Annotated in this window: 12 protein-coding genes and 1 riboswitch; of the genes, 2 read left to right on the forward strand and 10 right to left on the reverse strand. The window is 38.0% G+C overall.

Features of this window, described 5'->3' with window-relative positions; genetic code table 11:
- Positions 1 to 104: 104 nt before the first annotated feature.
- Positions 105 to 1,292 carry a methionine adenosyltransferase gene (gene metK / locus FFM59_RS02680; RefSeq protein WP_137601527.1) on the reverse strand — a complete coding sequence of 396 codons (1,188 nt, stop codon included), beginning with the start codon at positions 1,290 to 1,292 and terminating at the stop codon, positions 105 to 107.
- Positions 1,290 to 1,404: riboswitch (SMK box riboswitch) on the reverse strand. It overlaps the preceding gene by 3 nt.
- A 123-nt stretch (positions 1,405 to 1,527) precedes the next feature.
- On the opposite strand from metK, the gene FFM59_RS02685 reads away from it, so the two are divergent.
- On the forward strand, positions 1,528 to 2,253 hold the full coding sequence (locus FFM59_RS02685; RefSeq protein ID WP_137601528.1) for a hypothetical protein: 726 nt from the start codon (positions 1,528 to 1,530) through the stop codon (positions 2,251 to 2,253).
- A 48-nt stretch (positions 2,254 to 2,301) separates the two neighbouring features.
- Here the strand turns inward: FFM59_RS02685 and FFM59_RS02690 are convergent, their stop codons facing one another.
- The 3 genes from FFM59_RS02690 to FFM59_RS02700 all read right to left on the reverse strand — a co-directional run bounded on the left by FFM59_RS02690 (position 2,302) and on the right by FFM59_RS02700 (position 5,000).
- Positions 2,302 to 2,835: a DNA-3-methyladenine glycosylase I gene (locus FFM59_RS02690; protein ID WP_137601529.1), complete on the reverse strand. Its 534-nt coding sequence runs from the start codon at positions 2,833 to 2,835 to the stop codon at positions 2,302 to 2,304.
- Positions 2,836 to 2,968: 133 nt separating this feature from the next.
- Positions 2,969 to 3,505 (reverse strand): DNA-3-methyladenine glycosylase I, encoded by a 537-nt coding sequence (locus FFM59_RS02695; RefSeq protein WP_137601530.1) that lies wholly within the window; start codon positions 3,503 to 3,505, stop codon positions 2,969 to 2,971.
- A gap of 115 nt (positions 3,506 to 3,620) precedes the next feature.
- Positions 3,621 to 5,000: an amino acid permease gene (locus FFM59_RS02700; RefSeq protein WP_225420276.1), complete on the reverse strand. Its 1,380-nt coding sequence runs from the start codon at positions 4,998 to 5,000 to the stop codon at positions 3,621 to 3,623.
- A 129-nt stretch (positions 5,001 to 5,129) separates the two neighbouring features.
- Here FFM59_RS02700 and FFM59_RS02705 point away from each other — a divergent pair, with 129 nt between their 5' ends.
- Positions 5,130 to 5,663, forward strand: a complete 534-nt coding sequence (locus FFM59_RS02705; RefSeq protein ID WP_137601531.1) for a VanZ family protein — start codon at positions 5,130 to 5,132, stop codon at positions 5,661 to 5,663.
- Between the two features lie 88 nt (positions 5,664 to 5,751).
- Here FFM59_RS02705 and FFM59_RS02710 read toward each other — a convergent pair whose 3' ends face one another.
- The 6 genes from FFM59_RS02710 to FFM59_RS02735 form a co-directional block, all read right to left on the reverse strand.
- A complete protein-coding gene (locus tag FFM59_RS02710; protein ID WP_137601563.1) occupies positions 5,752 to 6,189 on the reverse strand; it encodes a MarR family winged helix-turn-helix transcriptional regulator in 438 nt (145 codons plus the stop codon).
- Positions 6,190 to 6,304: 115 nt separating this feature from the next.
- A complete protein-coding gene (locus tag FFM59_RS02715; protein ID WP_137601532.1) occupies positions 6,305 to 7,828 on the reverse strand; it encodes an AMP-binding protein in 1,524 nt (507 codons plus the stop codon).
- A gap of 83 nt (positions 7,829 to 7,911) precedes the next feature.
- Positions 7,912 to 9,240 carry a hypothetical protein gene (locus FFM59_RS02720; RefSeq protein WP_170175907.1) on the reverse strand — a complete coding sequence of 443 codons (1,329 nt, stop codon included), beginning with the start codon at positions 9,238 to 9,240 and terminating at the stop codon, positions 7,912 to 7,914.
- Positions 9,241 to 9,254: 14 nt separating this feature from the next.
- The gene (locus tag FFM59_RS02725; RefSeq protein ID WP_137601534.1) at positions 9,255 to 9,929 is read right to left on the reverse strand and encodes a DUF4867 family protein; all 675 of its coding nucleotides are present in this window, start codon (positions 9,927 to 9,929) and stop codon (positions 9,255 to 9,257) included.
- On the reverse strand, positions 9,929 to 10,603 hold the full coding sequence (locus FFM59_RS02730) for a transaldolase family protein (RefSeq protein ID WP_137601535.1): 675 nt from the start codon (positions 10,601 to 10,603) through the stop codon (positions 9,929 to 9,931). Before FFM59_RS02730 ends, FFM59_RS02725 begins: the two co-directional genes overlap by 1 nt.
- Positions 10,604 to 10,629: 26 nt before the next feature.
- A complete protein-coding gene (locus FFM59_RS02735) occupies positions 10,630 to 12,057 on the reverse strand; it encodes a glycoside-pentoside-hexuronide (GPH):cation symporter (protein ID WP_137601536.1) in 1,428 nt (475 codons plus the stop codon).
- Positions 12,058 to 12,258: the final 201 nt, after the last annotated feature.

Here is a 12,258-nt window from a genome sequence, read left to right on the forward strand (position 1 = left end):
AAATCTTGAGGGCAGTTTTATTTCTTGATATGGTTACGAGGAATGGAGCGTAGCGACATCCTCAGAGAGTTTTTTGTCTGCATTAATGGCAAACCTTTTTATAATTATGCTAATTCTTCTTTTAGTGCATCAATCTTATCAAGATGTTCCCAAGGTAAATCAATATCTGTCCGACCAAAATGTCCATAAGCAGCAGTTTGCTTGTAAATTGGACGTTGTAAATCAAGCATTTGAATGATACCTTGTGGACGTAAATCAAAGTTATGGCGGATAGCTTCTGTTAACGCAGCATTTGTGACCGTTCCAGTACCAAATGTATCAACTGAAACGGAAACTGGTTGTGCAACACCAATTGCATAGGCTAATTGAACTTCAACCTTCTTGGCAAAACCAGCGGCCACGATATTTTTGGCAATATAACGAGCGGCATAACTAGCTGAACGGTCAACTTTCGTTGCGTCCTTACCAGAAAAGGCACCACCACCATGATGAGCTGCACCACCATAAGTATCAACAATCACTTTACGTCCTGTCAATCCGGCATCCCCTTGAGGACCACCAATCACAAAACGACCAGTTGGATTAATATAATATTTGGTTTTATCGTCCAACAATTCAGCTGGAATGACATTTTTAATAACCTGTTCAATGACATCCTTACGAATTTGCTCCAACGAAACTTCTTCATCATGTTGAGTACTCAAAACAACCGTATCAACACGTTCTGGAACGTTGTTATCATCGTATTCGATGGTAACTTCGGCCTTTGCGTCAGGACGCAAATATTTCAACGCACCAGAATGACGTAATTTAGCAATTCGTTGCATCAACTTATGACTCAACGAAAGCGCTAATGGTATCAATTCAGGTGTTTCATCAGTAGCATAACCAAACATTAAACCTTGATCACCGGCACCAATTTGGTCGAGTGGATCAACATCACCATCACGACGTTCAAGAGCTTCATCGACTCCTTGAGCAATATCAGGTGATTGTTCATCTAATGCTACTAACACGGCACAAGTGTCTCCATCAAAACCAATCTTTGAATCGTTATAGCCGATTTTTTTGATTGTATCGCGGACAACACCTTGAATATCAACATAAGCAGAGGTTGATACTTCACCGAAAACTAACACCAATCCGGTAGTAACTGATGTTTCGCAGGCAACACGAGCATGTGGATCTTGTTCTAACATCGCATCCAAAATTGCATCACTAATTTGATCAGCAATTTTATCCGGATGTCCTTCTGAGACTGACTCAGATGTAAATAAATGTCGTTCTGACATAAAAAAATTCCCCCTATTTGCGGTTTGAAATTCATTCCAGATGAATTTCTAATTGCGGTTACAAGGCATCTTCACAGGCGTGAATCCTATCGGGAATGGACTTATAACTTTACAATCCTAACATAAAGTTAGTATTAGAATCAATTTAATTTACCGTTAATAATCTTGAATCCAATTGACGTAACGGTAAATATTAATTAACATATAACATAAATAAATTACTCAGAGGTGCGCCGTGTTTACACAACTTATTTCAAGATGGCGAGAAATCAATTGGAAAGTACTCATTATTTCCCTCATAATTCAACTCAGCATTTGGTTTTATATTCCCATTCGATATGCCAAAGGCGTCTCCACTGCTACATTTGAATTTAACTTGTGGCTGGTTGGACTATACGCAGCTACGATTGCCATTTCATCGTTTCTGATTTTTAGTTCAAATTTTAAATCACCGTTTGCGATGTTATCCATCTTGGCCAGTTTTATCTTAGCGTTCTCCGGTGTCATCAAAGGAAACCTCACATTACTTTTATTATTACTTCTGCTTCCAATTTTCTTATTAATCGTTCAAATCGGCTTTGCACAACTAAAAAATGAATATGGGTTGATTATTTATAGTTTGTTAGTGACGGTCAGCGTTCCAGCCACGATTGCCTTCATGTCAGTGCATTTTCTCTCATGGCCGTTCATTCAAACACTAATTCCGTTATTTTTCTTATCATCCTTGTTCCTAACACCGGTCTTTGTTGAAAAAAACAACTTTATTTTTTCAATTACCAATACAGTTAGCGCCATCATTTTTATCATCTTAGTTTTAACTCAATCAATCTCGGTTAGACCCATTTTGGCGATTCTCTTAGTAGTCCTTGGCTGGTTTGGCATGCATAACTTTCCAAACATGAAACATCAATACGTCACCTATAGTTTTCTCGAATTACTAGTTGTCTTATTGATTTACTAAAAATAACCTCAAATACAGTGGCTTTTCACATGTATTGAGGCTATTTTTTTATAACCGGGCATCAATCATCCCCGCCGCTAACATAAACGAATAAATTGTAACTGGCCCTACCAACTTGAACCCATCTTTATGCATTTGTTTGGCAATTTTCGCAGACAATCTAGTTTGCGAAGGTAGCCTTTCATCTGCTGACACCTTCAACTTACATGGCTGAAATTCAACAAACCCCCACATGTAATTATTAAAGGTTAACCCATTTTCACGCATCTCTAAAATAATTTTAGCATTGTTGATTGTCGCTTCCAATTTCATTCGATTACGAATTACCTCTGGATTAATGAGCATTAGTTTGACATGTGCATCTCCCATATTCGCCACTTTATCAATCCGGTACTCACAAAAATAATGACGAAAGCCATCTCGTTTGTTTAACACCGTCTGGCGACTTAAACCAATTTGGTAAGATTGCATACATAGAATTTCAAATAATTTTTGATCATCGTGTTCTTCAAATCCCCACTCATCGTCATAGTATTCCTGTAAAACAGTTGTTTTTTCTGCCCAACTGGGTCGATTTATCATTGTTGTTGCCCCCTTTAGCTTATATAATTTAAGTACGCTAAATTGCAGCAAAATGCATTTATAAAGTTAATTAATTTACTTGCATAATACAACTAAATTAATACAAAAATAAAAAGCCGTACATGACGACTAATTAATCGACTAACATCCCAATGGCAAACATATAAGTAAACAGTGTGACTGGCCCAACAAACTTAAAGCCATCTTTTTTCATTTGTTTAGCCATTTGCTGTGACAATTCATTTTCAACCACTCGACCACCATCAGCGTCGCGAACAATTTTTTGTGGCTTACCATCAACAAAGCTCCATAAATAATGATCAAACGTTTGACCTGACGATTGAATTTTTTGAACAACCTTGGCGTTGTTCACAGTTGAATCAAGTTTTCGCTTATTACGAATAATTGCTGAATTTTCCATCATATCATTGATGACCCCTTCTGAAATTTTCGCAACTTGATCAATATCATAATTATCAAACGCTTTTCTAAAAGCATCGCGTTTCATTAAAACTGTTTCCCAACTGAGCCCCGTCTGATATGTTTCTAAACTCAAGATTTCAAATAATTTCTGATCATCATGTTGTTCTACACCCCACTCGTGGTCATGATACTCACGAAGCGCCGGTGACTTTTCCGCCCAATCAGGGCGATGATGTTGATTTGCCATATTACTTAACCTCCCACAGTTGATACTCACTTTATACCACAACCGCTGACGCATTCAAAAGAATAAGATTTAGCCAACAAAAAAAGCCGATTTATCATCGACTTGAAAGATGCAACTATGCAATTTTTTTATCATTATGTTTTTTAACAAAGTATAGGACACAGAACCAGACGACTGACAAAATCAGTGCGACTAAGGTTTCATGCTTAAAGCACAAAATGACAGCCACTGCAGCCAAGAAAACTAAGATGAAATAATCACTGACTGGTGCAAATGGTGTCTTAAATTCAGATTTTTTACCTTTTTCGGTCTTCTTAAATTTCAAGTGAGTTAAAATAATAATGCCCCAAATGAAGATAAAGCAAGTCGTTGCAACCGTTGAAACTAAAGTAAATACCTGACTAGGAATTAAATAATTCAACGCCACCGAAATAGCAATAATAACACATGACACGTACAAGGCATTGGCCGGTACATGGTGTTTTGATAATTTACTAATTCGACGAACTTTCGGATTTTTTGATGAAGCAGTTAATTCTGCTAACATCCGTCCTGTGGTGTACAGTGAACTATTACATGCTGAGGCCGCCGCGGTAATCACGACGAAATTAATCACACTTGCGGCAGCTGTAATTCCAATATCTTTAAAGACCATTACAAATGGGCTTTGTGATGCTTGCAACTGATTCCATGGGTAGATACACATAATAATAAAGAGTGCTCCAACATAAAAAATAATAATTCGAATTGGAATGTCATTGATAGCTTTAGGCAACACTGTTTTAGGATCTTGAGTTTCAGCGGCAGTCATACCTACCATTTCAATACCAATAAAACTAAAGATAACCATTTGAAATGAGAGCAAAAAGCCCTTCATCCCTGTTGGGAAGAAACCACCATGAGTGACCAAGTTAGCGACGGTAACATGTCCAGATGGCGTTTTATAACTCACGATGAGCATCACAATTCCGGCAACAATCAAGCCAATAATGGCTACAATTTTAATTAATGAGAACCAAAATTCAACCTCGCCAAAGGCCCCAACAGTAATTAAATTAACACCTAATAAGATGATTAAAAATACTAATCCTGGTACCCATTGGGGAACTCCCGGCAGCCAAAGTTGAACATAAATACCAATCGCGGTCATTTCGGCCATGGCAATTGTGACCCAACAAATCCAATAGGTCCAACCAGTAATAAAGCCAGCTGTATCTCCCAAGTATTCACGTACAGCTTCCACAAATGAGTGGTAGCCTAAGTTTGAGAGCAATAATTCACCTAACGCTCTCATAAGTAAAAAACATACCATTCCAGTTAAAATGTATGCTAGGATAATTGATGGTCCCGCTAATCGAATAGATTGGCCCGAGCCTAAGAATAATCCAGTTCCAATTGTGCCTCCAATGGCTATCAATTGAACATGTCGATTCTTTAAATTACGCGCTAGTTCCGTGGTATCTTGCGTATCCATTTGATCACTCACTTCTCTCATCTTCATTATTAATTGATTTGCGCATATTTGTATCAATTAAATTCATGTTAAAAATTATATCGAAAATTTACCATAATTTCCAATTTTTTGGCTGTAATCTATCATCACTATATTAGGAGAACCCTTGCCATGCTTAAATGGATACCATTTATTTTTATTTTTTTAATTCTAATAATTATTCTCATTTATCTCATTTTTAAACGTCATGATACGCTATTCCCCAAAATGACACTAATTGGTGCTTGGGTTTATGCTTTCTTCATCTGTCGGATTTGTTTCGCCCCGGTATCTTTTGGGTTCACCTCACCTCATGAAATCCATTATTTTTTGTTTGATGGTATTATTTTCAATTTAATTCCATTTCAATCGTTAGACACTGCGTTTTGGATGAACGTCTTGATGACTGTACCAGCCGGCATCTTCTACCAATTAATTATTCAACCAACCAAAATAAGTCACAAGGTTTTATTAGGGATTGGCACAGGCCTTTTCTTAGAATGTACCCAAATGATTATCAATTTTCTTGTCCATCTTGGACGTTGGGTCGAAGTCGATGATCTAATTACGAATGCATGTGGCGTTTGGATTGGCATGATAATTGTCTATTTCTTACTCAAATCACCTCTACAACAATTAACCCGTAAATTCATGGTTAATAAATAATTTGGTATATACAAAAAGACATCATAGCTGGATTTATTGAAATCTCGTTATGGTGTCTTTTTAATTTGTTGTCCAAACTGACAGCAATTTATTCTAGTTGCTTTTGTAATTTATCCGCTAATTTTTTGTTGTCTTCGAGTAATTGACGATATCGATTTATATCAAACTGGTCTTGAGGAATACAATTAGCAATCGCTTCAACAATGGGTGCTTGAATGGTTTCTCCGGCATTGGTGAGTGAAACCACTAGTTGTCTCTTGTCCGTTTGAGGTCGAACACGAGTAATCAACTCTTTTTCTTCAAGTCTTTTGAGCAGCGGTGTCAGTGTATTACTAGATAGGCCAATCTCAGCACCTAATTCTTGTAATTGTTGCTGATCTCGTTCCCAAAGTGATAGCAAAACTAAGTATTGGGGATACGTAATTTTGAAGGGTTCAAGCGCTTTTTGGTAGAACTTATTAAATAACCGATTAGCATTGTAAATCGAAAAACACAGTTGATTGGTTAATTTCAAATCTTCACTTATCATCGAAAACTCCTTTTAATTAATCGTACACGATTAATATACTGCTAACGAGATTAAAAATCAATCCTAGATTTTAATTGTATTATACAAAAACCCATAAAAATACATATTAATTTTACACGTGTTGCATGACCAACATTTCTTTTAATTTTGGTCTTAGAATTTTACCAGTATTATTTTTTGGAAATTCGCTAATTCGGAATACTTGAGTTGGACGTTCAAAAGTCGCCAAATTATTCTTGGCATATGCAATAACTTGCTCTGACAGTGTTTCTTCGTCAAGTTGTGAATCACTAACAATCACCGCCGTAACTTGTTCACCATACAAATCATCTGGCATACCAATCACAGCCACTTCATTAATGACGGCTAAGTCACTCAAAACACTTTCAACTTTCGCTGGAGCAACCTTTTCGCCACCACGATTAATCATTTCTTTTTGGCGGCCTTTGACAAATAAATAACCATCCTCATCAACATAGCCTAAATCTCCGGTTTTAAACCAACCGTCTTCAAATGATTCTGGCTGTGGGTCGAGGTAATCACTAATCACGTGATCTCCACGTAACCAAATTTCACCAATCTCCGTGTCCGTACGTTGTAATTGTCCGTCAACGTTGATTGCCAATTCCGTCCCAAACGGCTTACCAGCAGAGCCTACTTTGGGTGCATCAAATGGATTAATCGTTGATTGACTAGTAGTTTCGGTCATCCCATAGCCTTCGAGGATTTGAGTATTAAACTGGTCTTCAAAAGCGACTAATTGATGTTCGGGTAAAGAAAATGATGAAGAACGTAAGAAGCGGAGACTGATATTGTTCTTATGTTCTTGATAGGCAGCCTTGGCACCGTCATTCATCAACAAGATAGAGACAATTGTTGGTACGACTGAGACCCACGTGACTTGGTTATCACTAACTTGGTGCCAGAAGCGACTCCCACTGAATTTCGCTGTCGTCATAATTCTGCCACCAGCATAACGCATTGACAGACATGACATCACTTGAGCATTGATATGAAACATTGGCATAATCACCATGGTGGTATCAAGTTTCGTCATTTCATGGCTCACTACATCATGTAATGCCGCATTATTCAATAACCGATGCGTTAAGCCGACCCTCTTTGGTTTACCTGTAGTACCAGAGGTATTTAAGATCATCGCTAAATCATCTTCTTGAGGAGTAGTAGCAACTAAATGCTTTCGGTTCAACATCTTGGTACTTACAAATAAATTCATTGAAGCCATTGTATTCAGCTCTAAGTTGGCAATGGCAAATTCTGACTTTTGTTCTAATGCTTCCACAAAACTATCTTTCATGATTAAACAAACATATTCTTGTTCTTTTAATTCCACTTCTAATTGTGCAATTGGCGTAGTAAACGCGATAGGATGGACCACTGCCCCTAATTCCCAGGCAGCTTGCATGACTGTCAAGTAAGCGACCGAATTATCTAAACAAACGAGGATTTGGTCGCCCCGTTGAACATTTGAGTTTCTTAACAAGGCAGATATCTGTTTCACATCTACACTAAATTGTTCACCTGTAAACCACTGATTAAGCTCATCATCTCTAAATAAGCGTCTACTTGCTTGATCCACTAATTGGTTAGTTAAAGTCTCTGTTAATTTTGTCATAATGATTACCTCTTTCTAAATCTTTCTCTAGGCCAATAAGTGGCGTACTTTAAAAATGATTCACCCATAACTAGCCGAACGTTTTAATATTTCACCAATGGAATGCCTAGCATTTTTGCTAATTTTGACAGTGCTTGCGCATAATCGCCGTAAACGAGTGCAAAGTGGGATTCATATCCATTTTCCACAAATTGATCCACTAATGTGTCCACCGGTGCTTTCATTTGCACCTTACCGGAAAAACCATTAAATTGAGCTTTTGTGTCTAATACTTTGCCATTCATCACAATTAATTGATATCCATCTGAATCGTAATGTACACGGAGCATTGTCACTTCTCCCGGTTTCAAAACGGCTTGAGGGCTAACTGGTACTTTCCGATTTGGATGAACGCTTGCTTCAACCCCATACTTCGGATTGGCCAATGAATAAGCACCATAATCATGCCAAGTAGTTAGCGTGTTATCTTCAGGATCCATATTTGAAAAATCACCAAGGAAAGTTGCTGCATGTGAGTCACTCATTTGTTGCAAAATGTACATCGATAGTGCACCATGAATGTCGCATTCCATCGCTGTTGGTAATTGTTGATCACTTAATTGTGACCATACTGCGCCTGGAGCACTGTGATAAGTATCAAAGAAATCTGGCCAACATCTTGAAGCTAGCGCCCCGAGATTATCTTGTTCACTATATTGTTTCATCAAAGCGGCAAACCGGACAAATTTAAAAGTTTCTGGAGCATTGAGGTCTAAATTTTTTAAGTTAGCTTTGGCATATTCCAGTTCATCGTGAACTTCAGGATCGCTTAATTGATCCGCTAAGTCAAAGGCTTGATTTATTTCATAATGATTCAGTTTCGTACCAAAAGTTGCATGCAATTGTTTTGCATTGGCATCCGAAAAGAAAAATCCTGGTGGATAGGTTCCGACCACCCCAATCGTCAAATTTTCGACATCTTGTTTCACACTGGCAGATTTAGTGAATTCTTGAATTTTATTGATTACATTTTTTTCAGTCACATCGCCGTAGATGTGTTCAAATTCGTGTTTCTGACTTTTTAGATAGTTGCCCGAACTGATAATTCCAGTCAACGCGTTTAATCGCAGCCAGCCACCAACACTAGGTTCTCTAGGTGCCAGCAATAGAATTGGCGTCTCTGGATAATATTCATGAACTAGCTTAATAAATTCAGCATCCGTAAACGTCAAATTATGGAAAATAATTCCAGCAAACTGATGATTACTCACGTCACTTAAATACTGTGCCAACTCTTCCGGTGTTCCCAATGCTTCTTTAGGTTTCACTAAGTTAGTGTGATCTAATTCTTGTAACGTAGCTTGCATTACTTGACCTGCAGCTTCTGCATCAAATTTTCGTCGCACAACGGGTAAATATAAAATAGAATTCATTAACATCAGTCCTTTCAATGATTTTTTGTTTTAGTAATCTGATTAACTTTATAATTGGAACCACGTAAACCAATCCGAGCCCCTTTATCGACCATCCGCTGATTTTCAGGATGAGTTAACAACCATTTATTTTTTTGGAAGACGATTGAATTGGGCTCTGGATCTGTCAATGGTGAGTTGGTGCCGGCTAGTAAAATCACAAGGCAACGAAAGCCACTTGCATCCACAGCACATGGCGCAAAGTGTAATGTCGTGGCATAGACTTCAATCGCTGTTCCTTTAGGTACGAAAAAGGCTTGTGATTCATCTGTTTCGACCCACATGTCATTAATTGCACTCCGTCGTGAAAGAAACAAAACTAAGTCTGTGCCGGCGACGTTGATTTCTGAACAATTATGAAATTCAAAGGCATTTAAATGATCACTATGACCATTACAATATCCAATTTCAATTTTTTGTTCACCGTAATAATCTCGTTCAATCACCGCACGTCGTTCCTGAAGCCACTCATCCACTTCTCGAACGTAGACGTTATTAACTGCTGGAATCTCAGTTTTATCTAACAAATACATTAAAGATTTTTGTTGCGGTAAATCAATTACTTGTCCAAAATCTTCAAATTCTTCATCAAAAACTGACCGAATATCTAACGCCGGATTTGCTTTTCTAATTTGTTCTAAAGTCGCCATTAAATCACCTGCTCAGTCTTTGTATTGTCCCAAGCATCCTGGAAAGTTTTCAAGCCTAAATCAGTGTATGGATTAGCAAAACTAGATTCGAAGACCGATAAGCCACACGTGACAATATCTGCCCCCATCACTGCTGCATCTTGTATTTGTTTTGCGGCTCTGACTGCGGCAACAATAATTTCAGTGTCAAAATGGTAAGTGTGATAGATATCAACTACTTGTTTGACGTAATCTAAACCATCATCCCCAAAATCTTCTTTCCACCCGACAAATGGTGAAACATATTTCGCACCAATTTTTCCCGGCATAATGGATTGTGCTGGTGAAAAGACCAACGTCATATTTGTTCGAATACCTTTCAGTTCTAGTTGACGGGCTGCAATTATGCCTTGTTGATTAGTTGGAATTTTAATCACAAAATTGTTGGAAATGGAACTGACTTCTTCGGCCATTTGGATCATTTCATTGGCTGTTTGTAAGTGTGGATTAATTTCAACGGATACTGGAAAATCCGGTTTATCTGCTACGTACGCTGCGATATCTCTAATCGCACGATTAAATGATTTACCACTGTTCATGATATGTTTAGGATTAGTGGTAACCCCATCAAACCCATATTGTTCGTACGCAATTTCAATTTCGTCTAATTTGGCACTATCTAAGAAATATTTCATGTTAACTACCTAACCTTTCAGTAATTTTAATCTTGAGTAGCTGCTGTCATCGCACCTGAAACAGAACTCTTTTTCGACAACAATTCGCCCATAATATTTTTATAGCGTTTTTCCGTCAATGGATATAGTTTCCACATCACAACAATGGTTACAACAGCTAACGTGGCTGAATAGATAAACATCAGTCCTCTAATTCCTAACAAAGCTGTCGCAGTTTGTGCTTGATTTGGCACATATCCTACCATTGCCAGTACAATTCCTGGGATAAATCCGGCCAGTGCCTGTGATAATTTACGGAAATAGGTGAAGAATGAATAAACTAGTCCTTCTGAGCGAATTCCAGTTTTCCATTCGCCGTATTCAACGCAATCAGACACCAATGCCCAATTTAAAGCACTCGTAAATCCGTTACCTAAATACGCGATACTGGTCAGGAACACTAGCATAAATGTGTTGCTGGCAAAGAAGAATCCTAAAATATCACCGACTGCCCAGATAGCACAGCCCAAAATATAAACATTCTTTTTATCAAATTTCTTAGTCAACATTGGTGTTAAGAACACTGATACAAAGACCATACCAATACTGAAAAAGCCTAATAAAGATTCTGCCGTTAAATCTTTTAAAACATACTGACAGTAGTAAACTTGCACCGCTAATTTCAAATTAAACGCCGAAAACGTAAATAGGTTCACGATACTGACAGTCAACAATGGTTTATTCTTCAACAGTGCTTTGTATGATTCCTTGATTTCTGCTTTTGAAACTTTTGGCTTGGGTTCTGATTGGTAGTTTTCCTTTGTATTTGCATAGGCAAACCACTGACATAACACCCCTGCAATCGCAAAGACGACCACTGCTACCGTGTAGCCAATCTTTTCATTTGGTAATGCCGTCACGATTGGCATAAAGCCGATAGTCGCCATCATCAGACCAAAATTTGATCCAGCCTGCCGGTACGAGGCCAATTCTGAGCGTTCTTGACTGTTTTTAGTCATCGCGGTAATCATCGAACCAAATGGTACATTGGAAATACTATAAACCGTTCCAAACAACATATATGCCACGTAGGCCCACACTAATTTACCAGTCACCGAAAAGTCTGGCATGGTAAAGTTTGCAATTAATAACAGTGCTAATGGAATTGCTGCCCACAGCATAAACGGTCTAAACTTACCCCGTTTCCCGATATTGGTACGATTATCTATCCACGTACCAACACTAATATCCATAAATGCATCCCAAACCTTTGCCACTAAGAAAATAGTTCCAGCCACGGCACTGTTCAATCCCAGCTGATCAGTGAAATATTTCAACAGGTACAGTTGGCCCATATCAAAGAGGAAGTTATTCCCAACATCCCCGACCATATAGCCAATTTTATTGCGTAGTTTTAACGTTCTCGGTGCATCATCTAATTCTGTTTGAATCGAACTCATTTCTTGTCTCTGCATTGTGCCTCACCTCGCGTAACATTATGTTGTTTGTTTATATTTTTAAATTTGATTTCAGTGATTATCGTCGTGTTCCCAAGTTCTACACCTTCCGTCTTACTTTGAATGACTAGTCGACTAAAACCGCCCACTTCGTCATTTTTTGTAATACTCAGGTGCAAATTAAACTGGAATCACACTTGTTTTCTTACTCGTGTTCTC

It is taken from the genome of Paucilactobacillus nenjiangensis (assembly GCF_005405445.1).
Classification (GTDB): domain Bacteria; phylum Bacillota; class Bacilli; order Lactobacillales; family Lactobacillaceae; genus Paucilactobacillus; species Paucilactobacillus nenjiangensis.

Coding starts and splice junctions, on each gene's coding strand:
- metK (WP_137601527.1), bottom strand. CDS start 1,292: ATGTCAGAACGACATTTATTTACATCTGAGTCAGTCTCAGAAGGACAT.
- FFM59_RS02690 (WP_137601529.1), bottom strand. CDS start 2,835: ATGATAAATCGACCCAGTTGGGCAGAAAAAACAACTGTTTTACAGGAA.
- FFM59_RS02695 (WP_137601530.1), bottom strand. CDS start 3,505: ATGGCAAATCAACATCATCGCCCTGATTGGGCGGAAAAGTCACCGGCG.
- FFM59_RS02700 (WP_225420276.1), bottom strand. CDS start 5,000: ATGAGAGAAGTGAGTGATCAAATGGATACGCAAGATACCACGGAACTA.
- FFM59_RS02705 (WP_137601531.1), top strand. CDS start 5,130: ATGCTTAAATGGATACCATTTATTTTTATTTTTTTAATTCTAATAATT.
- FFM59_RS02715 (WP_137601532.1), bottom strand. CDS start 7,828: ATGACAAAATTAACAGAGACTTTAACTAACCAATTAGTGGATCAAGCA.
- FFM59_RS02720 (WP_170175907.1), bottom strand. CDS start 9,240: ATGAATTCTATTTTATATTTACCCGTTGTGCGACGAAAATTTGATGCA.
- FFM59_RS02725 (WP_137601534.1), bottom strand. CDS start 9,929: ATGGCGACTTTAGAACAAATTAGAAAAGCAAATCCGGCGTTAGATATT.
- FFM59_RS02730 (WP_137601535.1), bottom strand. CDS start 10,603: ATGAAATATTTCTTAGATAGTGCCAAATTAGACGAAATTGAAATTGCG.
- FFM59_RS02735 (WP_137601536.1), bottom strand. CDS start 12,057: ATGCAGAGACAAGAAATGAGTTCGATTCAAACAGAATTAGATGATGCA.